Raw genomic sequence first — 23,489 nt, 5'->3', positions numbered from 1 at the left:
TCGCCTCGGCTCTGCTCGCGGGCGGTTCCCACCACGGCGAGCGGGTGCTCTCGCGGCCGTTGGTGACGCTGATGACCAGCGACCACCTGACCCCGGCGCAGAAGGCGGTCTCCTGCCTGCCGATGACGACAACGAGTCGTGCCTCGTGATGCAGGACATCGAGGGCAACGAATTCTGTCTCGACTGAGTGGCCGCGAACGTGTCACCTTCGCGAGTCGACTGGTGCAGTTCGCCATCACGAGTGTCGCCGTCCCGCCGTCCGGGCGTTCAGTGGGGAAACGCGCGGGGGATGCGTGCGTTGAGGAGTTCGTCGCGGAACGCTTGGATGCGCGTGATGACCTGTCGCCTGCCGATGGTGTTCTCGATGCGGTCGAGGTAGAGGCATCGGGCGGCGAGTTTGTCGAGGTCGACGGTGAAGTAGATCGCCATCAGCGGGTTGACGAACAGGTCGCCTCCGCCGGTGCGCCGGGTGAACCGGACGTCTCCGAACGCGCCGCTGGTGGCGGCGGCGATCTGTCCTTGGACGATGCTGGGCCGGTCCGGGGTGGCGGCCTGGGCGTCGGCGACAGCATCGCGGTAGAGCGCCGCCTCGCGGCTGGAACCGGGGATGGACAGGGCGCCGAGGTAGCCGCCGTCGCGGTCGAGTGCGGCGAGGTTCTCCAGCACCTGGACGTGGTTGACGCCGTCGTAGGCGTCGATGCCGAAGCCGAGACTGGTGACCAGCTTGACCGGTACGTCCAGCGCGGCCACGGCGGCCAGGCTGGTGATGTCCTCCACCGGGGTGCCGAGGTCGCTTTCGTCGCCGCGCAGCAGGACATCGGTGCCGCCGTCGACCAGTACCACTGCATCGATGTTGAATTGTTCGACCAGGTGCCGGTACGCCGCCCGTAACGGCTGGACGCCGAGCGGCGGGAAGGCGTACACGGTCGACGGCAGATGCTGAGCCGCCAGCCACCGGGCGAGCGTGCGTTCCGGGAAGTACCAGTCCGGGCTGGTGGTGTCCGGCTGCACCGCCGCGACGTGCTCCGCTACCCACGCGTCCCGGTCGATCAGCTCGAGCTGGGAGAAGGACAGGCTGGCCAGGTGCACCTGTGCGCCGCCGCGCCACAGGGCGAACGCCAAGGGCAGGCCGGCGTACACGTCGAACCCCCCCATGCCATCCAAGCCACCGCCGCGACCGGCAACAGCGATCGGGTGTACGCACATGCCGCTCGGCAACGATGGCGCGCCGGCGGACCCCGGATCGTCGTTTCCTGACCGCGGACACGAGCGCAGCCGGATCAGCGCCGCGAGCGGTCCAGCCCACGGCCCGCAGTGCCTGCTCGATCTCGTTCGCCGAGGTGCTCCGCTGCCGAGGGTTCTCAGGTGGTGGCCTTGGCCGGTCGGCGGTCGAGCGCAATTGGCTGCACGGCCCCTTCGGCAGGCTTCAGCTGAGCTGTTCGGCCAGTCCGACGATGATGCCCTCGGGGCCGCGGACGTAGCAGAGCCGATAGCTGTCCTCGTACTGCGCCAGCTCGCCGACGAGTTCGGCGCCGTGGGTACGCAGGCGGGCAACGACGTCCTCGATGTCGTCAACGGCGAACATGATGCGACGGATGCCCAGCGTGTTCGCCGGTGCATCCTTCGGCTCGGCGCTGATCGCCTTCGGCGTGTGGAACATCGCCAGCTCGATCCGGCCGTGGCCGTCCGGGGTCCGCAGCATCGCGATGTCCTGTCGGACGCCGTCGATCCCGATGACACGCTCGACCCAGCGTCCCTCGATTGGCCCCTTGCCCTCCAGCTCCATGCCGAGTTCGACGAAGAACGCAATTACCGCGTCGAGATCGTCGACCACGATGAGGACGTTGTCCATCCGCTGGATCGTCATGCAGGGTCTCCTTAGCCTCGTGCGGCCACGGTGGCCGCATCCACTCCTGCGCCGTGCCACCCCGGGCCGGCGGCCGGGCGCGGCGCCCATTCGCTGCTGGTGGCGGCGTCCCGTTGCTCGCGCCTCAGCGTGGCGCGTTGGCGCTCGCGATTGCGGCCTCCCGCGTGGCCTGTCCGATCGGGAGCATCATGGGCCTGGATGCTATATCGACCCCCGGGCCCTCACCGCGGTTACCGGGACGGCATGCTCGGGGTCGGTGCTGCAGGAGTCGTGATGCTGCCAGGTGTTCAAGCCTCCGATGGCAGAAAGAGCGTCCGCTGGCGGTGCCTGGATCAGGGGTCAACGTGGGGCCGCTTTTGTCTGCAGATTCAAAAGTTGAACTGCTTCGACCTAAAGATTAAAGTGTCGGCCGTCGATCTTTTGTGCTGCGAGATCGAACATGCCGGCCCAGGGGAGGAAAGCCGCACCGATCCTCCCGGCCGGGCCCCCACCACTCGCACCAGGAGGAACCATGACCGCACCGAACAGCCGGCGCCGACGCCGGAGAGCGGTACTCGCGGCCGCAGGTGCCGCTTTGGCGACCCTGCTCGCTGCCGTCCCCGCCACCCCGTCCGCGGCCGCACCCGTCAACGCCGACGTCCCGCCCCAGGAACCCGGCGTCACCCTGCGCTCGTACGACATGGGCGTACCACTGGCGGCGCTGTGCACCCTCAAGCCCGCACAGACCCCGAACGTCGACAAGCTCATGCCGCAGATCAACTGGACCAGTACCGACGAGTTCGGCCTGTCCGACCGGTTCATCAGCCACGCCATCGCCAACCTCACCGTGCCCACCGACGGGCAATACACATTCCGGCTCACCAGCGACGACGGGTCGCGTCTGACGATCGACGACCAACTCGTCGTCAACCACGACGGCCTGCACGGCGAGACGTTCAAGGAAGGGTCGGTCACCCTGAGCGCCGGCCTGCACCCGTTGTTCGTCGAGTTCTTCGAGAACGGCGGCGGCCAGGTGTTGCGGCTGGAGTGGCGCCCCCCTGGCGCAAACGGATTCGAGCTCGTGCCGGCCTCCGCGCTGAGCACCGAGGCCGACGTCGTACGCGTCACCGCCCCTGGATGGAAGTACTGCGAGGGCGCGACCGACTCGGCCGGGGACGGCCTGCCCCTCGATCGGGTGCACCCCGGCTACACCCTCACCGACCTGCGCCCCGAAGGCTTCAAGCCGCAGGTCACCGGCATGGCCTTCATGCCTGACGGCGACCTGGTGATCTCGACCTGGGGCGGCAGCGACAACGTGGCCGGCGAGGTCTACCTGGTCGAGGGCGTCACCGGGAAGACCGGCCCCGAACAGGTCACCTACCGCAAGTTCGCCCAAGGGCTGCGCGAACCCCAGGGGGTGGCGGTGGTCGACGGCACCGTCTACGTCAGCCAGAAGCACGAGCTGACGGCCCTGCGCGACACCGACAACGACGGCGTCGCGGATGACTACCGGACGGTGGCGACCTGGCCGTGGGGCCGCAACTTCCACGAGTTCGCGTTCGGCCTGCTCTACCGGGACGGGTACTTCTATCTCAACCTGTCCGTCGCCATCAACCTGGGTGGCGCCACCACCGTGCCCCAGCCGGCGCGCAACCGCGGCACGTCGATCAAGGTGAACGCCGCGACCGGCGATATCACGTACGTCGCCGGCGGCCTGCGCACCCCCAACGGCATCGGATGGGGCCCACGCGGGGAGGTCCTCGTCACCGACAACCAGGGGGGCTGGCTGCCCGCGAACAAGCTGGTCCAGATCCAGCAAGGCGCCTTCTACAACCACTACACCACGCCCGCGGGCCCGTACGACGACAAGGCGGTGACCCGTCCCATCGTCTGGCTCCCGCAGAACGAGATCGGTAACTCACCGTCCACTCCGGTGCTGCTGAAGCAGGGACCGTACGCGGGGCAGCTGGTGGTCGGTGACGTGACCTACGGCGGCCTGCAGCGGGTCTTCCTCGAAGAGATCGAGGGGCAGTACCAGGGCGCCGTGTTCCGGCACACGCAGGGCCTGGAGTCCGGCGTCAACGACGTCGCCCTCGGCCCCGACGGTGCGCTCTACGTCGGTGGCCTGGGCGCCGGCGGCAACTGGGGCCAGGAGGGCAAGCTCACCTACGGCCTGCAGAAGCTCACGCCCAACGGCACCTCGGTCTTCGAGGTCAAGCAGATGCGCGCGTCGCATGTCGGATTCGAGCTGGAGTACACCAAGCCGCTGTCCATCGAGACCGCGCAGAAGCTCGCCGACGCGTACCAGGTGACGCAGTGGCGCTACGGCGCCACGAGCCAGTACGGCGGGCCGAAGCTCGAGCTGGAGACGCTCAAGGTGGCAAGGGCCGAACTATCGACTGACAGCCGCACGGTCAAGCTGCAGATCCCGGGCCTGAAGGAGAACCGCGTGGTGCACGTACGCTCGCCGCGTCCGTTCTCCTCCGGCGACGGCGAGGAGCTGTGGAACACCGAGGCCTGGTACACGCTCAACGAGATCCCGGGACGGGTGGTGCAGCCGCAGACATTCTTCGAGGCCGAGGAGGGCCGAACGGTCGCGGTCGGCATGGCCACCGACCACGCCGCCTACTCCGGCGCAGGCTTCGCCGCCGGGTTCACCCAGAACGGCTCGTCGACCAGCATCTCCGTCGACGTCGGCGAGAGCGGCACGTACGACCTGGCGATGCGCTACAGCAACGGCCCGAACCCCTACTCGGGGCGGAAACAGCTGAGCCTGTACGTGAACGGTGAACGTGTCGAACAGACGGTGTTCCCCTCGACCGTGACCTGGGAGGAATGGGGAACGGTCACCACCACGGTGCCGCTGAACAAGGGGCGCAACGTGGTGGAGTACCGCAAGGAGGCCGCGGACTCCGGGCACGTGAACCTCGACGTGCTCGCCGTACGTCCGCACGGCAAGCGCATTACGCTGTTCAACGGGCGCGAGCTCACCGAATGGCAACACACCGACGGACGCGAACCGACCTGGACCGTCGCCGACGGCGCCATGACGGTGCGCAACGGTGACCTGCGCACGTTGCAGGGCTTCGGGGACTTCCGCCTGCACGTCGAGTTCAACCTGCCGCTGTACCCGCCGGACGTGACCGGCCAGGCGCGCGCCAACAGCGGCGTGTTCCTGCAGGACCGCTACGAGATCCAGGTGCTGGACTCGTTCGGCATCGACCCGCCGCAAAAGAACGACGCCGCGGCCATCTACAACCAGAAGGCCCCCGACGTGAACGCGGCGCTGCCGCCCGAGACCTGGCAGGCGTACGAGATCGTCTACCGGCAGGCCCGCTACGACGCGGCCGGCAAGAAGGTCGAGAACCCACGCGTCACGGTGGTCTGGAACGGCGTCACGGTGCACGACGACGTCGAGATCCTTGGCCCGACCGGCAGCAGCCGGCCCGAAGGCCCGGCGACGGGTGCCATCCGGCTGCAGGACCACGGCAACCCGGTTCAATACCGCAACATCTGGATCGAGCCGCTTGACCTGTAGGTTCGCCAGCGATCAGAGCGCGGGCGGTCGGGTACCGGTTCGCCGTCCCGGCCGCCCGCGGCCCTCGGTGGGTGCCGCCCTGAGCAGGACGTGTTCGTTCACACCGACGAAGAGGTCACTGGTTCGATCCCAGTATCGCCCACCGTGGATACATGCAGGTCAGAAGCTCGTTACCGGAGAACCGGTAACGCGTCGACCAACTCTCGATCGGCGGGCCGTTCCACCCGCCGGTCCGCCAGCGGCGCGACCAGCCTCCGCACGGCCACCGCGCGCGTTCAGCCGCGGCCGCGTACGAGCGGCAGGAACACCTCGTCCACGATCTCGACCAGCACCTCGTCGGGCACGGAGGGGATACCGCGCATCGCGTATTCGGCACGCAGCAGCAGCATCGGCGTCGTCGCTACCCGGTGGTGCGCGGCCGCGGCAGGTGCCTCGCCCCGGGCCGCGGCGCGCTCCAGCATCGCCAGCCAGGCGCGGTCCATGGTGTCCGCGCCGGACCGCTCCCGCATGAGGGTGAGCAGCTCGGGGTCGTCGGCTGCGGCGGCGAGCAACCCGCGCAGGATCGCACCGTGCGGCGACGACCACGTCTCGTTCGCCCGCCGGAGCATCTCCAGCGCGTCGCCCCGCAGGGTGCCCGTGTCCGGGTTCGGCATCACGGTGTCGGACAGGTGACGGTACGCCGCGATGCCCAGTGCCGCCCGGTGCGGCCACCGGCGGTAGATCGCGTTCTTGTTGGTCCCGGCCCGGGCGGCAACCCGGTCCATGGTCATCCCCGCATAGCCGGACTCGCGCAGCTCCTCCGCCGCCGCGTGCAGGATCGCCCGCTCCAGCTCCTCGCCCCGGCGCCTCGTGCTCATGCCTTGCATGGTACTGGACGTACCTTATAGGGTACGCAAAGTACCTTACGAGCGAGGAGAGCCGTCCGATGCGCGTCTTCGGCATGAACTACGACACCGGCTTCGTGAGCGGGGGGTCCACGACCCACGAGCCGTTCGACCCCGAGACCGTGCGGCGCGACCTGCGCGTCATCCGCGACGAACTGCACTGCGACGCGGTGCGCATCACCGGCGGGGTCCAGGACCGGCTCGAGCTGACCGCGCGATTCGCCGCCGAGGCCGGGCTCGAGGTGTGGTACTGCCCGTTCACCAACGGCCTCGACCGCGACGGGCTCATGGCGTTCGTGCTCGACGGCGCGGAGCGGGCCGAGCGGTTGCGGCAGAGCGGGGCGTCGGTCGTGTACCTCACCGGCTCCGAGATCGCCATGTTCACCGATGGCTTCCTACCCGGCCGCGACCTGGCAGAGCGCATGGCGCTGTTCACGGACCCGATGCGGATGCGGGAGGCGGTCCCGGCCGCGCGCGCCGCAGTGCGCGACTTCCTCGCCGAGGCGGTGCCCGCAGTGCGGGAGCGGTTCGGAGGGCCCGTCGGCTACGCCTCGATCCCGCTGGAGGCCGTGGACTGGGCGCCGTTCGACATCATCGCCAGCGACGCCGGGTACCGCGACGCGACCAACGCCGCGGCGTTCCCGCAGACCCTGGCGGCAGCGGTAGGGCAGGGCAAGCCGTACGCCGCGACCGAGTTCGGCTGCTGCACGTTCCGCGGCGCGGCCGACGTCGCGGGCGGGTCGGAGCCGGTGACGTACGACGAGCACGGCCTCGCCGCGAAGCTCACCGCGGGGCTGGAGCGCGACGAGGAGGGCCAGGCCCGTTACGTCGTGGACCTGCTGCGCGACTATGAGGCCGGCGGGGTGGAGGCGGCGTTCGTGTACACGTTCGCGAACCGGCACCTGCCGACCACCGACGACCCGGAGCGCGACTTCGACCTGGCCGCGCGCGGGATCGTCCGGGTGCTGCCGGACGGCTCGTGGACGCCGAAGGCCGCCTTCCACGCCCTAGCCGCGTACGGCCGCTCCCGTGCTCAGAGCCGGTCGGCCGCTCAGGCGCGGTCGGCCACGTAGAGCGCGTGCCGCCGTTGGCGGGGCGGACGCTGATGGTTGTGCGGAGGCCGGTGACGGGCTCGTCGAACACGAGTTCGTGCGGCGCGGCGACGCTCACGTAGACGAACCGGAGCCGGCGGGTCGCGCCGTCCGGCGCGCGGGTGTCGAGCGCGAACTCTCCGCCGGGACGCAGGTCGACGGTTACGGACTCAGGCGGCACGGTGGCGTGCGAACCGCCCCAGAACGCCGCGATGCTTGCGGGCGAGGTGAAGGCGGCCCAGACACGTTCGGGTTCCGCCGAGAGGTGGCGCTTAGCGATCAGTTCGTCGCCGCGGAGCTCTGAGCGGGTGGTCAACGGACCGCTCCGTCATCGGTGAGGTGCTACTCAAGGGCGTCGAGCCGGTCGTCCCAGGCGCGGCGCTGGTCGTCGATCCACGTGCCGAGCAGCGACAGCTGATCGACCCTCAGCCGGCACGGGCGTCTGGTGCCCTCGCGTCGCTGCTCGACCAGGCCGCACCGCCGCAGGACACCAACGTGGTGGGAGATCGCCTGTGGGGTCAGGTCGAACGGTTCAGCGAGCTCTCCCACCGTGGCGTCACTTCGGGCGAGACGAGTCACCAGGGCGCGACGGACGGGGTCGGCGAGAGCGGCGAAGGTCGAGTCGAGGTCTGGGCCAGGGGCCGCGAGCGCGGGAGGCATGGCCTTACCCTAATGCAAAGAGTTGTTTGTGCAAATGGCCGTTTGTGGAGCCCGCGCCAGTTTCCGCTTTCCCGCCCGGTCCGCGGCCCTCCTGATGGCGGCCGCTGGGCGGCGTACCGGCATGCGGCTTCTCTGTCTCGGTCCGGTTACGGACCTTGACAACCTCCGGGAAACTTCAGACCCTTCATTCACTCGCCGAATTTAGCGGTGGAAGGAAGTGTTCGATGACGGCTGCGACGTCCGGACCGCGCCTGCGGGACGTCAACCGGGTCGCCGTGCTTGCCTTGATTGGCCGACACGGACCGATCTCGCGGGCCGACATTGCCCGACGGCTCGGCCTCAGCCCGGCGACCGTCACCGCGGTCACCCGCTCGTTGATCGAGGCCGGGGTGATCCGCAAGGTCGACGACGGCATTCCCCAGGGCGGCCGACCGGCCGAGCTGCTTGCGGTGGTGGGACGGGCCGCCCATGCGATTGGGGTCAAAGTCGCCGCCGGCCGGCTCACCGGCGTGCGCGCCGACCTGGACGGGACCCTCCTCCACACGTTCTCCGCACCGTTCGACGAGACCGCCGTCAACCCGTTCGGTGCCCTGTCCGAGCTGCTCGCGCCGCATGTGGCCGCCGTCGATGACGCACCGCTGCTTGGGATCGGGCTCGGTGTTCCCGGGTTCGTCGACAGCCGCACCGGCCTGGTGGAGGCCCCGCTGCTGGGCTGGCGACACATGCCGCTGCGTGATTACCTCAGCCAGCTTCTCGACGTGCCGGTGCTCGTCGACAACGACGTCAACACCTTGGCGGCGTACGAGCACCTGTATGGGCTGGGCCGGCCGTACGAGGACTTCCTGACCATCACCCTCGGGCAGGGCATCGGCGCAGCCGTCGTTTCCGGAGGTGACCTGCGCCGCGGCGGACATGGGGCGGCGGGTGAGCTCGGGCACCTGCCGATCGATCCCGCGGGCCCGCCCTGCCACTGCGGTAGGCGCGGCTGCCTGGAGACCTACGTCTCCGACGGCGCGCTCGTCCAACAGGCACGCGAGGTCGGAGCCGTCGGGCCGGACGCGGGTCCAGCCGACCTGCGGGCGGCAGCAGACAGCGGGCACCCAGGGGCGCAGGAGGTCTACCGTGCCGCCGGAGCACGCGTCGGGACCGTTGCGGCCGGGCTGGTCACCGTGCTGGACCCGCAGGCGGTGCTGGTCAGCGGTGAAGGAACTCTGGCCTGGACGCACCTGGCGGACGGGTTCGTCACCGCCCTGCGCGCCGGCATGTTCCTTCCCCTCGTTGACGCGGTCAACGTGCACGTCGACCCGTGGGACGACACGAAATGGGCGTTGGGTGCCGCCGCTCTGGTGCTCCGGGCGCCGTTCACGATGAACGCCGAGCCGCACACCGACGCCATCCGCGCGCGGCTGGCGGCCTTTCCCGGTGCCGAGGTGACCCAGTGACCGCACCGCCCGCCGCCACCACTGCCCGGCCATCACCCCGGGCTCGAGCGCCGCAGCGCAGGCGTCGGTCTGGCGCCGCGCGCCGCAGATTGCGTACGGCCATCGCAGTCGCCGGCTTCCTCGCCCCCAGCCTGCTCCTGCTGCTGGGCTTCTGGATCGGCCCGATGCTCGGCACCGCATGGGTGAGCCTGCAGGACTGGAACCTCATCGGCGTACCGACCTTCGTCGGGCTGGACAACTACACCGAGCTGCTGAGCGACGCCGAGTTCCACGCCGCGCTCGGCCACACCTTGGCCTACCTGGCCGGCTACCTTCCTCTGGTGCTGGTCAGCGGGCTCGCCGTGGCCCTGCTGCTGGACGCCAAGCTCCCCGCGATGACCCTCTACCGGGCCACCTTCTTCCTACCGGTGATCAGCAGTTGGGTCGCCGTGTCCCTGCTGTGGAAGTGGCTGCTCAACCCGGCCGACGGGCTGGTCAACCGGATCCTCGGCATGGTCGGCGTCGCGGGACCCGGGTGGTGGACCGACCCGGACTGGGCGATGCCCTCGGTGGTGCTTGCCTCCGTCTGGAAGGACGTCGGGTTCGTCGCGGTGATCCTGCTGGCGGGCCTGCAGGCCATCCCGCGCGACCTGTTGGAGGCTGCCGCTCTCGACGGGGCCGGTTGGTGGCGCAAACTCCGCAGCATCACCCTGCCGATGCTCTCGCCGTCCCTGTTCTTCGTCACCGTGATCAGCCTGATCAACGGCTTCCAGGTTTTCGACCAGGTGTGGGTGATGACCGAGGGCGGGCCGGGCGGCGCGTCCAGCGTCGTGGTCGAGCAGATCGTCAAGAACGCCTTCTCGTACGGGCGGGTCGGCTACGCCTCGGCGATGAGCATGGTGCTCTTCGCAGTGATCCTCCTGGTCACCCTGGTCCAGCTCCGACTGCAGCGCAGGTGGGTGCACTATGAGTAAGAACGTCCTGCGGTATGTCGCGCTGACGCTCGGCGCGGTGGCGATGATCGGCCCGTTCGCCTGGATGCTGATCACCTCACTCACGGGCGACGCGCAGCTAGCCCGGATCGACGCGTCCCTGCTGCCCGACCCGCCGACGGTGGAGCCGTACGAGCGGCTCGGCGAGGCCTTTCCGTTCTGGCGCTTTGCCGCCAACAGCGTCGGCGTCGCGGTCGTGTCCACGCTGCTGCAACTGGTGACCAGCGCCACCGCCGCCTACGCCTTCAGCCGGCTGCGGTTCCGCGGCAGCAACGCGGTGTTCGTGCTCTACCTCGCCACGATGATGATCCCGATGCAGGTGATCATCGTCCCGCTGTTCATCGAGATGCGCCACCTCGGGCTGGTCGACAGCTATGCCGGGCTGCTGCTGCCGACGCTGGTCTCCAGCTTCGGGGTTTTCATGCTCCGGCAAGCCTTCATGGCGCTGCCGAAGGAGCTGGACGAGGCGGCGTACGTCGACGGGGCCGGGCACCTGCGGGTCTTCGCCCAGGTGCTGCTGCCGCTGGTGGCGCCGGCGCTGGCAACCTTCGCCGTCTTCGCCTTCATGTCCAGCTGGAACGCGTTCCTCTGGCCGCTGGTCATCGCACAGACCGAGGCGCACATGACCCTGCCGGTAGGCCTGTCGCTGCTGCAGGGCCGATACAGCACCGCCTGGAACGTGGTCATGGCCGGCTCGACCATGTCGGTCCTACCGATCCTCGCGCTCTACGTCTTCGCCCAGCGCTACGTCGTGCGGGGCATCACCTTCACCGGAATCAAGTCCTGACCCCCCTCACCCCCACACCCCCGAGGAGAGATCCGATGACCACCAGAAGACGTTTCCTCACCGCCGCCGCCGGAGCCTTCGCCGCGATGAGCCTGCTCGCCGCATGCGGGCAGGACGGCTCCGGTGGCGGCGCGGACGACGACGCCACCGGCACCGTCACCTACTTCACCTTCTCAGCCGCCCCCGACCACCTGAAGGACCTCGACGCGATCAAGGCCGAGTTCGAGAAGCAGAACCCCGGCATCACCGTGCAGGTGCAGACGGCCGCGTACGACGACTACTTCACGAAGCTGCAGACGGCGATCGCCGGCGGCACCGCACCGGACACCTTCGAACTCAACTACGAGAACTTCGTGACGTACGCCCGCGCCGGCGCGCTGCTGCCGCTCGACGAGAAGGCCAAGGCCGACAAGGACTACGACGCGAACCGGCTCTACCTGAAGGCGCGAGAGGCCTTCCAATTCAAGGGCAAGCTCTACGCGGTGCCGTCGACCTTCTCCGACGTGGTGCTCTTCTACAACAAGAAGCTCTTCGACGCCGCCGGCGTCGCCTACCCCACAGCGGACTGGACCTGGGCCGACGAGCGGGCGGCAGCGCAGAAGCTGACCAACAAGCCCAAGGGCGTATACGGCGACTACCAACCGGTCACCTTCCACGAGTTCTACAAGGCCCTCGCCCAGAACGGCGGTTCGTTCCTGTCCGAGGACGGCAAGAAGGCGACGTTCAACGACGCCAAGGGCCTGGAGGCCGCCCAGTGGCTACTCAGCAAGCCGGGCACCGTGCAGCCCACCGTCGCGGAGATCGGCGGAAAGGCCGACTACGACACCGCGCTGTTCACCTCCGGCAAGCTCGCCATGTGGCACAACGGAATCTGGCAGATCTCGAAGCTCGCCGGCACCGCCGGCCTGGACTTCGACATCGTCACGGAGCCCGGCAGCACGCAGAAGGCCAACGCGGTGTTCATGAACGCCACGGCCGTGTCCGCGAAGACCAAGAAGGCGACTGCGGCGTGGAAGTGGGCCCGCTTCCTCGGCATCTCACAGAAGGCCGTGGAGACGCGGCTCGCCTCCAACTGGGAGCTGCCGGCGGTCAACGACCAGGCCGCTTTCGACAACTACCTGAAGAAGACGCCCCCGGCCAACCGTCAAGCGGTCTTCGACGCACTGTCGGACATCGCGCTTCCGCCGGTGCTCGACGCGCAGCAGTCGAAGATGCAGGACATCGTGACCCAGGCGCTGGAGAAGGCGGCCTCCGGCCAGGCCACGCCGCAGCAGGCGCTCGACGAAGCGGCCTCCGCCGTCACCGGCCTCATCAAGTAGTCGACACGAACGGGGTGCGGCCGATCCGCACTCGGCCGCACCCCGGCACCCCCACCTACCGAACCCTCCTGGAGGAGCCCCGTGCCGACCGCCGCACGGTCCGACCTGCGCACCCTGGTCGAATCCAGCCTCAACCTCATCGAGGCCCACCAGCATTCGTCCGGTGCCTACCCGGCCAGCCCGAACTACCCCGTCTACCGGTACAGCTGGCTGCGCGACGGCGCGTTCATCGCCGACGCGATGAGCCGCGCCGGTCGGGTGGACAGCGCCGACCGGTTCCTTCGCTGGTGCGCCGCGGTGATCGACGCCCGAGCCGAGCGGATCTCCGACCTCGTGGCCCGCGCCGGGCGCGGCGAGGAGATCAGCGCCGACGAGATGCTGCCGACCCGCTACACCCTCGACGGCGGCGATGGTGACGAGCCCTGGTGGAACTTCCAGCTCGACGGGTACGGCACCTGGCTGTGGGTCCTCATGGCGCACGCGGCACGGCACGGGCGGCCGCTCGACGCCTACCGGCGGGCAGCCGCATCCACCGTGGACTACCTGGTCGCGTTCGGCGACCGGCCCTGCTACGACTGGTGGGAGGAGCACGCCGAGCACCGCCACGTGGCCACCGTTGGCGCGGTGCTGGCCGGGCTGCGCGCCGTGGTCCACGCTCGTGACGAGCACGGAGAGCCGTTGCTCGACGCAGAACGCGCCCGCGGTGCCACCGCCAGCATCAGTACCCTCGAAGCGCTTCTCGCCACGGGCGGCATAGCCGACGGCCACCTCACCAAATGGCTTGGTGGCACGGCGGTCGATGGCAGTCTCCTGGCCTGCCTCACCCCCTTCGAAGTGGTCGACCCGCACGGCCCGCTCGCCGAACGCACCTACGAGCAGGTACGCGACGACCTGCTGCGCGGGGGCGTCTACCGGTACCTGGGCGACACCTTCTACGGCGGCGGGGAGTGGCTGATCCTCACCGCCTGGTTGGGCTGGCACGAGGCGCGCACCGGCCGTCAAGACGAGGCCCTTCGCCGACTGGACTGGATCGCCGCTCAGGCCACCCCCGACGGCCACCTGCCCGAGCAGGTCAGTGGCAATACCCAACACCCTGAGTACATCGCCGAGTGGACCGAGCGGTGGGGGCCCGTCGCCACACCCCTGCTGTGGTCGCACGCCATGTTCGTCACGCTCGCTCTGGAGGTCGGACTGTGAGTGAGTCCCTGATCAGCCACCGCCCGGCCGGCACCGGGCACCCCTACCGGTACGACCTCGACCAGCGGGTCCCGGTGCACCCGTTGCGGGGCGAGGAGTACGAGATCCGCGTGCTCACCGACCCGCGGGTGACCGAGGTTCGGGTCGAGTTCGGCGATGGCACGCAGGTGCTCGCCAAGCGGGTCGACCCCGCGACGGTGACACTCGACTTCGGTGCGCCCGCCGCTCCGCTGACCGGCTCGGCAGGGCACCTGACCTCCGCCGCCTCGGCCGCACCGGACACTGGCGGCCGTACGACTTGGATCGCCCGGGCCATGGCCGAAGGGGACGACGAGTACGCCGTGGTTGGCCGAACCGCCGTGGGCGGTGCGGCCCGCACAGCGGCCTTCCCGGTGCGACCGCTGGTGTGGCAGCGCGACGGCGGGCGGCTCGACCTCCGCGACCCCGATGCCGCCGGCGTTCTCGACCCGGGCAGCGTCGAGTGGTTGACCGGCAGCGACGGACCCCGGCGGGCGCGATTCGCGTTGCGCTTGGCCGAGGGCGAGCACGTGGTGGGCTTCGGTGAGCGGTACCACGCACTCGACCAGCGCGGCGAGGTGCTCGACGCGACGGTGTTCGAGCAGTACAAGCGGCAGGGCCACCGCACCTACCTGCCCATGCCGTTCGCGCTGGTCATCGGCGGAGCGGCCGACTGGGGCTTCCACGTGGTGACCAGCCGGCGGACCTGGTACGACCTCGGCGCCTCCCGACCGGACCGCATTCTCGTCGAGGCCGAGATCGACCCCGCGAAGCCCGTGCTGCCGTTGCGGCTCTACACCGGCGAGCCGGCCGCCGTCGTGCGCGACTTCCTCTCCGACACCGGGCGGCCCCCCGTACCGCCAGCCTGGGTGTTCCGGCCATGGATGAGCGGGAACGAGTGGAACACCCAGGCCAGGGTCCTGACCGAGGTGCGCCGCAGTCTCGCCGAGGACATCCCGGTCGGTGCCGTCGTCATCGAGGCGTGGAGCGACGAGTCGACCTTCGTGGCCTTCCGCGACGCGCGCTACCCGGTGCACCCCGACGGCGCCCCGCACCGCCTCGCCGATTTCGAGTTTCCGGCCGACGGGGCCTGGCCCGACCCCAAGGCGATGATCGACGAGCTCCACGATGCCGGCGTGAAGGTGCTTCTCTGGCAGATACCGCTGATCCCGACCGACCGTGGCGACCAAGGCCAGATCGCCGCCGACCTGGCCACCATGGCCGAGCGCGGCTACGCGGTCCGGGAGGCGGACGGGTCACCGCACCACAACCGCGGCTGGTGGTTCCCCGGCGCGCTTCTGCCGGACTGGACCAACCCGGAGGCCCGGCGGTGGTGGCTGGAGAAGCGCCGCTACCTGGTCGAGGAGCTCGGCGTCGACGGTTTCAAGACCGACGGCGGTGAGCACCCCTGGGGCCACGACCTCCGCTACTTCGACGGATCACGCGGCGATGAGAGCAACAACCTTTTCCCCGTACGCTACGCGTCCGCCTACCACGACCTCATGCGCTCCGCCGACATTGACGGCGTGACGTTCAGCCGAGCCGGCTTCACCGGATCCGCCGCCTTCCCCGCTCACTGGGCCGGCGACGAGGACTCCACGTGGGAGGCCTACCGAGCATCGATCACCGCCGGCCTGACCGCCGGTGTCGGTGGCATCTTCTTCTGGGGCTGGGACCTGGCCGGCTTCTCCGGCGACATCCCCGACGCCGAGCTGTACCTACGCTCCGCCGCAGCAGCCTGTTTCGCCCCGATCATGCAGTACCACTCCGAGTTCAACCACCATCGCCAGCCCTCGGTCGACCGTACGCCCTGGAACATCGCCGAGCGCACCAGGGAGCCCCGGGTGCTGGAGGTTTTCCGCCGCTTCGCCCAGCTGCGTGAGGAACTCGTGCCGTACCTGGTCGAGCAGGCGCAGCGGTCCGTCCAGACCGGCAAACCACTGATGCGACCCCTCTTTTTCGACCACCCCCACGACAAGCAGGTCTGGGACTGGCCGCAGCAGTGGCAGCTCGGCGACGACCTGCTCGTCGCCCCGGTCACGGAACCCGGCGTGACGACATGGCCCGTGTGGCTGCCACCGGGGGAGTGGGAGGACTACTTCACCGGCGAGCGGCACAGTGGGCCTATGGAGGTGCACCGAACGGTCCCGATAGACGAGATTCCGGTCTACCGCCGGGTGGCGTGACGCGGATGTCTTTCCGACCATTCGGCACTCGGCTATCGGCTTCGTGACACACGGCGGAGTTGTGGGCCTACTCGGGTACGCGGTGCTTAACCTGCCGGCGGCCGCCTCGCCCCGAAGCCGCGTTAGCCTCAGCCCCGGCGGACGTTCTTGGTCAGCGCACCAGTCTCGGCCCCGTCTTCATCGAGCGGTAAGGCCGCCAGTTCCTTTCGCGACAGGTAGCCGAGCTTGCGCAGTGCGCTGGAGATGTGGCTCTCGACGGTGCGCCGGGAAAGGAACAGCTCGATGCGATCTCCTGGTTCGTCTTGCCCTCCGCCGCCAACAGCGCCACCTTGCGCTCCCGCGAGGACAGCGTCTGGCCGAGGGAGGGCCGCCCGCCCCGCCACGGGTACGGGATTGGCGCGCCGTTCCGCCGCATGATCCGGCAGATTCGCGCGATGTCGCGGTCGGCGTGCATCGCTCCGTACAGGCGCAGTGCGCTCTCCAGCAAGCGCCCGCCGTCTGCGGCCTCGCGCTCGCAGCGCAACCGGCCGAGCCGTTCGGCGGCCAGGGCCTCCTCGTACCGCAGCCCCGCACCCTTCAGCACGGAATGCGCCGCGTCGAGCAGGCGATCAGCGTGCCCCCATTGGTCGCGGGAGCGGGCCACGACAGCCTGGGCGATCAGCAGGGCGGCCCGGGCGAGCGGCGCGTCGGCCCCCGTGATCCCGGCCGCGAGTTCGTCCACCAGCTCCGCGGCCTCGCCGCCCCTGCCCAGCGCGTGCAGCGCATCCACCAGGCACAGCACAGGCTCGGCGCCCCACACCCAATTCCCCTTGGCCCGGACCTGGGTGAGGGCGGCGCCGGCGTGTTCGGCCGCGCCCGCGGCGTCGTCCAGCGTCAGGAGCAGCCGCGACAGCGTCGTTCTGGCAGGGATGAGCGGCCAGACGGCGCCGACCCGCTCGGCCACCGCGATCACGTCGACCAGGAGGTCCACGGCCTCCTCGGTCGGCCCCATCGCCGTAAGCAGCGCGCCGTGCAGCAGCCGCGAGTCCAGGGACGCCGCGGCGAACGTGGCCGCCGCGCCGCCCAGCCGGCGGACGCGGTCCACCAGGCCCTCCCAACGTCCCGCGGCCTGGTCCACGGCGGCCGTCACCAGCTCGACCACCTCCGCCACCCGCAGGTACTCGGCCTGATCGGCGACCCGGCGCGGGCCACAAGACCGACGACTCCCGGATGATCGCGGTGACGCCCGACGGTGCCACGGTGATCGTCAGCGGGCAGAGCCCGGGCACGGCCGAGAACGGCTACTCCGACTGGGGCACGGTCGCCTACGACGCCAAGACCGGCGAGCAGAAGTGGGTGAACCGCCACGACGGACCGGCGCACGGCTTCGACATCCCGTCGGCGATGGCGATCCCCGTGACGGTCAGTCGGTGATCGTGACCGGCGCCAGCAGTTCGGCCACCACTTCGGTCGACCTGGCGACGGAGGCCTACTCCACCGCCACCGGTGAGCTGCTGTGGTCGGACCGCTACGACGGTCCGGGGCACGCCACCGACAACCCGTACGCCGTGAAGGTGGTCGGCGACCGGGTCTACGTCACCGGCAACACCGAGGGCCAGGGCACGCGCTTCGACATGTCGACGTTCGCCTACGACCTCGCGACCGGCAAGCGGCTCTGGGTCCAGCGGTACGACGGTGCGTCGCACTACGACGACACCTCGTGGGGCCTCGCGGTCACGCCGGACGGCAGCAAGGTGGTCATCACCGGCACGAGCCAGGACACCGACGCCGGCACCGACTACGTGACGATCGCCTACGACGCCGCGAGTGGCAAGCAGGTCTGGCTGGGCAGGTACGACGGCCTTGTCGGCTCCGCCGACCGCGCCCACGCTCTCCGTAGCAACCAGTTCCGGGGCGCGCCCGCTATCCGAAGCGGTCAGCCAGCTTCGTCAGCTTGGTGACGTACGCCGGCCAGTCATAGTCGTGCGGGATGTTGCTGTTCTCCCGCCGCAGGCCGATCGCCGTGTCGTGCTGCTCGCGCATGATGTCGGCGTGACCGGCGTGACGAGCGAGGTCGCAGGTCACGTGGACGATGATCCTTTGCAGCGTCACGGCCTGTCCACCTGGCCGCCACCACGGCACTCGCCCCGGCGCGTCGAGCGGTAGCTGTTCGATCGTCTGATCCGCGAACACCCCGACACGGCGATACAGGTCGATCAGCCCATCCTTCGTCTCCTCCTCCCGCGCGTACCAGTCTGCCTGCGGGTCCTCGTCGTACGCCTGCATGGGGACCAGTTCCTCAGGCGTCGGGAATTCGCGCCCGAAGGTAGGCCCGAAGTAGCCGGCTTCGACATTGAGGCAATGCTTGAGGACTCCCAGCAGGTTGTTGCCGGTCGCGGTGCGGGGCAGCCTGGCCTCGCGTTCGCTCAGCCCGTCGAGCTTCCAGATCAGGTCTTCGCGCGTCGCCTGGAGGTAGTGGTGCAGCGCAGCCTTCGCATCGCCCAAGTCAGCCATGCCCGCCAGTCTCCCTCATGCGCCGAGCCCTGAGATTCAGCGGCGGGACGCCATCGAAGAGCCGCGTGCCGCCGCCGAGCGTCACCGGCACGATGTGCAACCGCAGCTCGTCGATCAGGCCGGCGGCGAGGTGCTGGTTGATCGTGGTCGCGCCACCCAGGATCGACACGTCGCCGTTGCCGGCCGCCTCCCGCGCCTGCCTCAACGCGGATTCGATTCCGGCGGTGACGAAGTGGAACGTGGTGCCGCCTTCCATCGGCTGCGGGTCGCGCGGTAGTGGGTGAGCACGAAGACCGGAGCGTGGAACGGCGGGTTGTCGCCCCACCAACCCTTCCACTCCCGATCCCGCTCGCCACGCACGGGGCCGAACATGTTGCGCCCCACGACGAATGCGCTGGCCGCCGTCATCTGATCGACCTCGGCCCGGCTCTCCTCGCGGGTTTCGAAGATCCAGGCGTGCAGCTTGTTGCCCCAGCCGTCTCCGCCGTCGGCACCGAACAGGCGCTCCTCGGTTTGGTTGTGCCCGGCAGAGTAACCATCGACCGAAATCGACAGGTCGCAAATCACCTTGCTCAATGCCCTCTCCTCTACGGCTGCGCGCTTGTCTGTTGGATCTCTTGCATTACCGCACCACCCGAAATCCCAGGTGCGTCACGGCAGGGGTTACCAGCACTTCGGTGCGTTCGAGGGTGATCGCGGAGTCCAGCGTGGCAAACAGGGGCGTGCCGCCACCCAGCAGGACGGGGATCACGTGCACGCGGATCTCATCGACCAGGCCGAGCGGTAGCGCCTGCTTCTCTCAGGGCGTCCGCACCGGGCCGATTCGAACAGCTCTCCCTTACACGGGCGACGCCCGTGTAGGTACACACGTCCTTCCTCCGCCAGGCGGCCCAAGGGTTAGGACGGCCCGGCGGAAGCAGCGGCGCCGAGAGCGACGATCTGATCTGCGGCCTCGACGAGCGTGCCGACGCCTTCGGTGGTCCACGGGCCGGTCGTGATGACGCTGACGTGATCGATGCCCAGGTCGGCGAACGTCGCGCAGCGGGTCACGAAGGAGGCCGTGGACTCGCCGGGTTGCAACCGTGTCGCGATCACTTTTTCGATCTGGTCGTACGGCCGTCCGAGGTCGTCGCACAGCGCGCGCAGCACGGCGAGCTTGTGCCGTACGGTTTTGCCGCCATCGGGGATGTCGAACACGTGGCAGGCGTCCGCATAGCGCGCGACCAGCGGCAACGTTCGTTTCTCCCCGGTGCCGCCGATCAGGATCGGCGGGTGCGGCCGGGAGACCGGCGGAGGGCTACCCACCGGCGCGTCCAGGGTGTAGTGCCGGCCGTGGTAGGGCGACGTGTCCCCCGTCCATATCTGCAGGGCGATCTGCAGCGTTTCCTCCAGTCGGTCGAAGCGCTCCGGTACGGGCGGCAGCGGCAGTCCCATCGCTGCGGCCTCCTCGCCCTGGTAGCCGGCGCCGATGCCGAACAAGGCGCGACCGCCGGAGAGCACGTCGAGGGTGGTCACGGCCTTGACCAACAGGGCGGGCGGGCGGAAGGTCACCGCGCTCACCAGCGTGCCGAGCCGTATGCGAGACGTTCGCGCGGCGAGGTAGCCGAGCGTGGTGTAGGCCTCCAGCATCTCGGTCTCGCCTGGGCCAGCGCCGTACGGATCGGCCTGCAGCAGGTGGTCGGAGACCCAGAGGCCGTAGATGCCGCCGTGGTCGGCAGCCTCCGCGATGCTGACAAGGTGCTCTTCGAGGCCCTGACGCTCGTCACGCCAGGAGAAGTTGGTGATGCTTATGCTCAGCCGCACGTCTGCGCTCCTTTCGTGTCCACGCGCAGCGGTACCGGAGTTCAGGCTTAAACTCAGCGGACCGTGCCGCTCCGTCCGTCGGTGTTGCGTTGGCGCCTGAGCTCGGGTTAGGACCCCTCAACCGCCGCTGCCGTACGGACGGGTGATGATCTCCAGGTTGTGGCCGTTCGGATCTTCCCAGTACACGCCGCGGCCGCTGTCGTTGGTGTTGATCTGGCCGGCCTGCCGGTGGAAAGGATCAGCCCAGTACGGCAGGCCGCGCTCCCGGATGCGGCCGAAGATCACGTCGAAGTCGGACTCGCCGACGAGGAACGCGTAGTGCTGCGGCCGCACGTTGGGGACGGTCAGAAAGTCCAGCGAGACGTCGTTGTCGAGCTGGACGACCATGAAGTGGCTGAACGAGGTCGGCTCTGGCCGGCCCAGGATCTCGGCCAGAAACCTCGCCGACGAGGCGGCGTCGTGCGCATGGACGATCGTGTGGTTGAGCTGTACGGCCATAGGGTCAGTCTCCTACCGGGGTCGCAAGACGCTCGGCTTCGGCCCAGCGCCGCTCGAGCGCGAGGATCTCGGTAGTGGCCGAGGCGGTCATGACATCTCCTTCCGCTGTGGCCACGGATTACTTGCCGGTACGCACGAGGTCGATCAGCCGGTTCCAGGCGATCCTCGGCTTGACCAGCGTCTGTTTGAAGTCCGTCCGCTCGTCGAGCAGCTGCTTGGCGCGCTTGCGGACCGGCTCGGACGCCTTGCTCATGTGGCCGGCGTCGTACGGCGGCTGCGGGTCGTATTCGATGGTCAGTTGGATCGCCTCGGCCAGCTCTCGTCCGGCGATCTCGCCGACCAGCCACAGTCCCAGGTCGATGCCGGCGGATACCCCCGCCGCCGTGACGATCTTGCCGGTTCGCACGATCCGCTCGTCCGGCCGGGGTATGGCCCCCATCAACCGCAACGGACCCATCGCGGCCCAGTGTGTGGTCGCAGGCCGGCCCTTGAGGATTCCCGCGGCGGCCAGGATCACCGCACCACTGCACACGGAGGCTGTCCACGTCGTGCCCTCGTGCACCGACCGCAGCCAGGCGAGGATCTCCTTGTCCACCATCGCGGTGGGCGTCGTCGGTCCGCCCGGCACCAGCACGAGATCCGGTGCCGGCGTCTCGGCGAGGGTGTGCGTGACGCCGAGCAGCAGGGCACCCCCATCGGCGAGCAACGGGCCGGTTTCCGTGCCCACGAAGCGGACATCGGCGCCCGGCATGCGGCTGAGCACCTCGTACGGACCGACCGCGTCGAGCGCGGTGACGCCGGCGTACAGCAGGATCGCGATCTGCATCTAGGCACGCTCCCGTACATCGAAGCTGAACATCATTCCTGCCTCGGCGTGCTCACCGATGGGGCAGTGCGCCACCCAGCGTCCGGGGTTGGTCACCTCTGAACGCGGGCATGAGGTGCAGGTGCGACCCTCAGCCGGCTCGTTCGTAGACCAGGAGTTGGACGCCGTCGCCGAAGGTTCGTACCGAGGCGAGCCGCAGGCGCCTTGTTTCGCTTGTACCGCCGAACAGGCGCTTGCCCGCGCCGACGATGATCGGATACACGAGAAGGTGTAGGGCATCGACCAAATCGTGCTCGATGAGCGCTTGAGACAGCTGCGGGCTACCGTGCACGAGGATGTCGTGGTCGTACTGTCCCTTGAGCCTCGTGATTTCTTCGACCAGGTCGCCCTTCAAAACCGTCGTGTTTTCCCACTTCGGGTCGTTCAGCGTGGACGAGACGACGTACTTCGGCATCCCGTTGAATCTGTCGGCGAACTCACCCTCGTATTGCGGCCAGGATGCCGCGAACAGCTCGTACGTGACGCGTCCGAGCAACTGGGCGTCTGCGGCCATCGTCTCGTCGACCTTGAACTGTTCGCCCTCCTGGCCGCGGGAAAAGTGATCGGTCCAGCCCGTGCGGGCGAATTGCTCGCTGCCGCTGGGGGCCTCCACGACTCCGTCGACGGATATGTATTCGGTCACTACCAGCCTGCCCATTCGGTGTGCCTCTTTCAGTAGCGGCGTGGGTGTTGACGAGACGCCACGCGAGGCCGGGCGACTCAGCGAGAGCGTTGATGCGGTCAAGCGCTTTGCCCGGCTAGCTCCGGCAGGGAGCGAGCTCGATGTAGCGTCACCCGTGGAACCGTATTCGCCGCGCACCGTTGGGGGACAGGTGCAGCGGTCATCATGTCCGAGATTCTGGAAAACGTGTCCCGCCGGACCGCATCAGGCGCTCCTACGATGGCACTGTGTACGAGCGGCGGGTGGTCGTCGTCGGCTATGACGGCATCGAGTTGGTGGACGTTGCGAGCGTCACCAGCTGCCTCGACATGGCCAACCGGCTCGGCGCGACGCCCGCGTACGCCGTGCGGTTCGCCACGCTGTCCGGCGGGGCGGTGCGCTGTGACTCCGGGCTGGAGCTGTCCAGCCAGGTGGCGCTGCAGGACGTGGGCCCCACCGTGCACACCCTCGTCGTCTCCGGCGGGCTTGGGCACGCCGCGGCCGCCGCGGACCGCCGCCTGCTTGCTCAGGTCCAGCGGCTGGCCCGGAGCTCGAGCCGCGTAGCGTCGGTGTGCACTGGTGCGAGCGTGCTTGCCGCGGCCGGGCTGCTCGACGGTCGGCGGGCAACCACGCACTGGCACCACGCGGCCGAGTTGGCCGCCGCGTATCCGGCGGTCCGATTCGACCCGGCGCCGATCTTCGTACGCGACGGTCACGTGTGGACGTCCGGCGGCGTCACCGCGGCGCTCGACCTCACCCTCGCGTTCGTCGAGGCCGACCACGGCGCCGAGTTGGCCCGATGGGTGGCCATGGGCATGGTCACCTACCTACAGCGACCGGGCAACCAGGCGCAAATGAGCATGTTCGTGCGTGCCCGGCGCCCCGAACACGCCGTGGTGCGGCGCGTCCTCGACCACGTCACGGCCAATCCCGACGCGGAACTGTCCACCGCCCGGCTCGCCGCGGTGGCCAGGGTGAGCGAACGGCACCTCACCCGGCTGCTCGTCGCCCACGCCGGGCTGACTCCGGCCCGGCTCGTCCGTCAAGTGAGGCTGGAGGCAGCGGCCACGGCCCTGGTCACCACCGACCAGGCCGTCTCGTCGATCGCCAAGGCGACAGGGTTTCGCTCCGGCGAAACCCTGCGCCAGGCGTTCACCGCATGGTTCGGCATCTCGCCGACGCAGTACCGAACGGTCCACCGTCGACGCGCATAGCCACCTCGGCTGGCGG

Annotated in this window: 26 protein-coding genes and 2 pseudogenes; 13 read left to right on the top strand and 15 right to left on the bottom strand. The window is 69.3% G+C overall.

Going from position 1 to position 23,489, the window contains the following annotated elements; genetic code table 11:
* Nucleotides 1-109 precede the first annotated feature (109 nt).
* Nucleotides 110-187: pseudogene (locus ONA70_RS02890) on the top strand (VOC family protein); the annotation flags it as partial.
* Between the two features lie 80 nt (nt 188-267).
* Here the strand turns inward: ONA70_RS02890 and ONA70_RS02885 are convergent.
* On the bottom strand, nt 268-1,155 hold the full coding sequence (locus ONA70_RS02885) for a DUF1152 domain-containing protein (RefSeq protein WP_265004737.1): 888 nt from the start codon (nt 1,153-1,155) through the stop codon (nt 268-270).
* A 271-nt stretch (nt 1,156-1,426) separates the two neighbouring features.
* The gene (locus tag ONA70_RS02880) at nt 1,427-1,867 is read right to left on the bottom strand and encodes a VOC family protein (RefSeq protein WP_265004736.1); all 441 of its coding nucleotides are present in this window, start codon (nt 1,865-1,867) and stop codon (nt 1,427-1,429) included.
* A gap of 574 nt (nt 1,868-2,441) precedes the next feature.
* Between ONA70_RS02880 and ONA70_RS02875 the strand changes: the two genes are divergently transcribed.
* Complete coding sequence (locus ONA70_RS02875) at nt 2,442-5,384, top strand: family 16 glycoside hydrolase (RefSeq protein ID WP_265004735.1); 2,943 nt, start codon at nt 2,442-2,444, stop codon at nt 5,382-5,384.
* A 275-nt stretch (nt 5,385-5,659) separates the two neighbouring features.
* On the opposite strand, the gene ONA70_RS02870 is transcribed toward ONA70_RS02875, so the two are convergent.
* Nucleotides 5,660-6,241 carry a TetR/AcrR family transcriptional regulator gene (locus ONA70_RS02870; RefSeq protein ID WP_265004734.1) on the bottom strand — a complete coding sequence of 194 codons (582 nt, stop codon included), beginning with the start codon at nt 6,239-6,241 and terminating at the stop codon, nt 5,660-5,662.
* A gap of 68 nt (nt 6,242-6,309) precedes the next feature.
* Here ONA70_RS02870 and ONA70_RS02865 point away from each other — a divergent pair, with 68 nt between their 5' ends.
* Complete coding sequence (locus ONA70_RS02865) at nt 6,310-7,341, top strand: hypothetical protein (protein WP_265004733.1); 1,032 nt, start codon at nt 6,310-6,312, stop codon at nt 7,339-7,341.
* Nucleotides 7,342-7,390: 49 nt separating this feature from the next.
* Here ONA70_RS02865 and ONA70_RS02860 read toward each other — a convergent pair.
* Together ONA70_RS02860 and ONA70_RS02855 are read right to left on the bottom strand one after the other, a co-directional pair.
* Nucleotides 7,391-7,675: pseudogene (locus ONA70_RS02860) on the bottom strand (SRPBCC family protein); the annotation flags it as partial.
* Between the two features lie 26 nt (nt 7,676-7,701).
* Complete coding sequence (locus ONA70_RS02855) at nt 7,702-8,019, bottom strand: ArsR/SmtB family transcription factor (RefSeq protein WP_265004732.1); 318 nt, start codon at nt 8,017-8,019, stop codon at nt 7,702-7,704.
* 155 nt (nt 8,020-8,174) lie between these two features.
* Here ONA70_RS02855 and ONA70_RS02850 point away from each other — a divergent pair, with 155 nt between their 5' ends.
* The 6 genes from ONA70_RS02850 (at nt 8,175) to ONA70_RS02825 (ending at nt 15,939) form a co-directional block, all read left to right on the top strand.
* The gene (locus tag ONA70_RS02850; RefSeq protein ID WP_265004731.1) at nt 8,175-9,461 is read left to right on the top strand and encodes an ROK family transcriptional regulator; all 1,287 of its coding nucleotides are present in this window, start codon (nt 8,175-8,177) and stop codon (nt 9,459-9,461) included.
* Between the two features lie 89 nt (nt 9,462-9,550).
* Nucleotides 9,551-10,414, top strand: coding sequence for a carbohydrate ABC transporter permease (locus ONA70_RS02845; RefSeq protein WP_265004730.1), 864 nt, complete (start codon nt 9,551-9,553; stop codon nt 10,412-10,414).
* The gene (locus ONA70_RS02840; RefSeq protein WP_265004729.1) at nt 10,407-11,219 is read left to right on the top strand and encodes a carbohydrate ABC transporter permease; all 813 of its coding nucleotides are present in this window, start codon (nt 10,407-10,409) and stop codon (nt 11,217-11,219) included. The genes ONA70_RS02845 and ONA70_RS02840 overlap by 8 nt, the downstream gene beginning before the upstream one ends.
* 35 nt (nt 11,220-11,254) lie before the next feature.
* Nucleotides 11,255-12,538, top strand: coding sequence for an ABC transporter substrate-binding protein (locus ONA70_RS02835; protein ID WP_265004728.1), 1,284 nt, complete (start codon nt 11,255-11,257; stop codon nt 12,536-12,538).
* Between the two features lie 81 nt (nt 12,539-12,619).
* Nucleotides 12,620-13,735 carry a glycoside hydrolase family 15 protein gene (locus ONA70_RS02830; protein WP_265004727.1) on the top strand — a complete coding sequence of 372 codons (1,116 nt, stop codon included), beginning with the start codon at nt 12,620-12,622 and terminating at the stop codon, nt 13,733-13,735.
* A complete protein-coding gene (locus tag ONA70_RS02825) occupies nt 13,732-15,939 on the top strand; it encodes a glycoside hydrolase family 31 protein (RefSeq protein ID WP_265004726.1) in 2,208 nt (735 codons plus the stop codon). Before ONA70_RS02830 ends, ONA70_RS02825 begins: the two co-directional genes overlap by 4 nt.
* 128 nt (nt 15,940-16,067) lie before the next feature.
* Here the strand turns inward: ONA70_RS02825 and ONA70_RS36825 are convergent, their stop codons facing one another.
* Nucleotides 16,068-16,322, bottom strand: a complete 255-nt coding sequence (locus tag ONA70_RS36825; RefSeq protein ID WP_406601134.1) for a LuxR C-terminal-related transcriptional regulator — start codon at nt 16,320-16,322, stop codon at nt 16,068-16,070.
* Between the two features lie 203 nt (nt 16,323-16,525).
* Between ONA70_RS36825 and ONA70_RS36820 the strand changes: the two genes are divergently transcribed.
* The 3 genes from ONA70_RS36820 to ONA70_RS02810 are packed head-to-tail and all read left to right on the top strand — an operon-like array spanning nt 16,526 to nt 17,879.
* Nucleotides 16,526-17,152 carry a hypothetical protein gene (locus ONA70_RS36820; RefSeq protein WP_406601133.1) on the top strand — a complete coding sequence of 209 codons (627 nt, stop codon included), beginning with the start codon at nt 16,526-16,528 and terminating at the stop codon, nt 17,150-17,152.
* A complete protein-coding gene (locus ONA70_RS02815; protein WP_265004724.1) occupies nt 17,149-17,352 on the top strand; it encodes a hypothetical protein in 204 nt (67 codons plus the stop codon). Before ONA70_RS36820 ends, ONA70_RS02815 begins: the two co-directional genes overlap by 4 nt.
* The gene (locus tag ONA70_RS02810; protein ID WP_265004723.1) at nt 17,349-17,879 is read left to right on the top strand and encodes a PQQ-like beta-propeller repeat protein; all 531 of its coding nucleotides are present in this window, start codon (nt 17,349-17,351) and stop codon (nt 17,877-17,879) included. Before ONA70_RS02815 ends, ONA70_RS02810 begins: the two co-directional genes overlap by 4 nt.
* Here ONA70_RS02810 and ONA70_RS02805 read toward each other — a convergent pair.
* The 9 genes from ONA70_RS02805 to ONA70_RS02770 form a co-directional block, all read right to left on the bottom strand.
* On the bottom strand, nt 17,842-18,432 hold the full coding sequence (locus tag ONA70_RS02805; RefSeq protein ID WP_265004722.1) for a DinB family protein: 591 nt from the start codon (nt 18,430-18,432) through the stop codon (nt 17,842-17,844). The two genes, ONA70_RS02810 and ONA70_RS02805, sit on opposite strands and share 38 nt — an antisense overlap.
* On the bottom strand, nt 18,425-18,688 hold the full coding sequence (locus ONA70_RS02800; RefSeq protein ID WP_265004721.1) for a dihydrofolate reductase family protein: 264 nt from the start codon (nt 18,686-18,688) through the stop codon (nt 18,425-18,427). Before ONA70_RS02800 ends, ONA70_RS02805 begins: the two co-directional genes overlap by 8 nt.
* Nucleotides 18,634-18,999 (bottom strand): dihydrofolate reductase family protein, encoded by a 366-nt coding sequence (locus tag ONA70_RS02795; RefSeq protein WP_265004739.1) that lies wholly within the window; start codon nt 18,997-18,999, stop codon nt 18,634-18,636. The genes ONA70_RS02800 and ONA70_RS02795 overlap by 55 nt, the downstream gene beginning before the upstream one ends.
* Before the next feature lie 55 nt (nt 19,000-19,054).
* The gene (locus ONA70_RS02790; protein WP_265004738.1) at nt 19,055-19,207 is read right to left on the bottom strand and encodes a hypothetical protein; all 153 of its coding nucleotides are present in this window, start codon (nt 19,205-19,207) and stop codon (nt 19,055-19,057) included.
* Nucleotides 19,208-19,329: 122 nt separating this feature from the next.
* On the bottom strand, nt 19,330-20,235 hold the full coding sequence (locus ONA70_RS02785; RefSeq protein WP_265004720.1) for a TIGR03560 family F420-dependent LLM class oxidoreductase: 906 nt from the start codon (nt 20,233-20,235) through the stop codon (nt 19,330-19,332).
* A 117-nt stretch (nt 20,236-20,352) separates the two neighbouring features.
* A complete protein-coding gene (locus ONA70_RS02780) occupies nt 20,353-20,733 on the bottom strand; it encodes a VOC family protein (RefSeq protein ID WP_265004719.1) in 381 nt (126 codons plus the stop codon).
* Nucleotides 20,734-20,851: 118 nt separating this feature from the next.
* Entirely contained in the window at nt 20,852-21,559 is a 708-nt protein-coding gene (locus ONA70_RS02775; protein ID WP_265004718.1) for a DJ-1/PfpI family protein, read from the bottom strand.
* Nucleotides 21,560-21,655 (bottom strand): multicopper oxidase domain-containing protein, encoded by a 96-nt coding sequence (locus ONA70_RS36815; protein ID WP_406601132.1) that lies wholly within the window; start codon nt 21,653-21,655, stop codon nt 21,560-21,562.
* A 34-nt stretch (nt 21,656-21,689) separates the two neighbouring features.
* Nucleotides 21,690-22,256 (bottom strand): dihydrofolate reductase family protein, encoded by a 567-nt coding sequence (locus tag ONA70_RS02770; RefSeq protein WP_265004717.1) that lies wholly within the window; start codon nt 22,254-22,256, stop codon nt 21,690-21,692.
* A 251-nt stretch (nt 22,257-22,507) separates the two neighbouring features.
* Here ONA70_RS02770 and ONA70_RS02765 point away from each other — a divergent pair, with 251 nt between their 5' ends.
* Complete coding sequence (locus tag ONA70_RS02765; protein WP_265004716.1) at nt 22,508-23,473, top strand: GlxA family transcriptional regulator; 966 nt, start codon at nt 22,508-22,510, stop codon at nt 23,471-23,473.
* Nucleotides 23,474-23,489: the final 16 nt, after the last annotated feature.

The organism is Micromonospora yasonensis, from assembly GCF_026013475.1.
Classification (GTDB): Bacteria; Actinomycetota; Actinomycetes; order Mycobacteriales; family Micromonosporaceae; genus Micromonospora; species Micromonospora yasonensis.
The sequence above is the reverse complement of the archived record's forward strand: the minus strand, read 5'-3'. Positions and strand labels throughout refer to the sequence as shown.

Coding starts and splice junctions, on each gene's coding strand:
- ONA70_RS02885 (WP_265004737.1), bottom strand. CDS start 1,155: ATGGGGGGGTTCGACGTGTACGCCGGCCTGCCCTTGGCGTTCGCCCTG.
- ONA70_RS02880 (WP_265004736.1), bottom strand. CDS start 1,867: ATGACGATCCAGCGGATGGACAACGTCCTCATCGTGGTCGACGATCTC.
- ONA70_RS02870 (WP_265004734.1), bottom strand. CDS start 6,241: ATGAGCACGAGGCGCCGGGGCGAGGAGCTGGAGCGGGCGATCCTGCAC.
- ONA70_RS02865 (WP_265004733.1), top strand. CDS start 6,310: ATGCGCGTCTTCGGCATGAACTACGACACCGGCTTCGTGAGCGGGGGG.
- ONA70_RS02855 (WP_265004732.1), bottom strand. CDS start 8,019: ATGCCTCCCGCGCTCGCGGCCCCTGGCCCAGACCTCGACTCGACCTTC.
- ONA70_RS02840 (WP_265004729.1), top strand. CDS start 10,407: ATGAGTAAGAACGTCCTGCGGTATGTCGCGCTGACGCTCGGCGCGGTG.
- ONA70_RS02835 (WP_265004728.1), top strand. CDS start 11,255: ATGACCACCAGAAGACGTTTCCTCACCGCCGCCGCCGGAGCCTTCGCC.
- ONA70_RS36820 (WP_406601133.1), top strand. CDS start 16,526: ATGCGCCGCGTCGAGCAGGCGATCAGCGTGCCCCCATTGGTCGCGGGA.
- ONA70_RS02815 (WP_265004724.1), top strand. CDS start 17,149: ATGATCGCGGTGACGCCCGACGGTGCCACGGTGATCGTCAGCGGGCAG.
- ONA70_RS02805 (WP_265004722.1), bottom strand. CDS start 18,432: ATGGCTGACTTGGGCGATGCGAAGGCTGCGCTGCACCACTACCTCCAG.
- ONA70_RS02800 (WP_265004721.1), bottom strand. CDS start 18,688: ATGGAAGGCGGCACCACGTTCCACTTCGTCACCGCCGGAATCGAATCC.
- ONA70_RS02780 (WP_265004719.1), bottom strand. CDS start 20,733: ATGGCCGTACAGCTCAACCACACGATCGTCCATGCGCACGACGCCGCC.
- ONA70_RS02775 (WP_265004718.1), bottom strand. CDS start 21,559: ATGCAGATCGCGATCCTGCTGTACGCCGGCGTCACCGCGCTCGACGCG.
- ONA70_RS02770 (WP_265004717.1), bottom strand. CDS start 22,256: ATGGGCAGGCTGGTAGTGACCGAATACATATCCGTCGACGGAGTCGTG.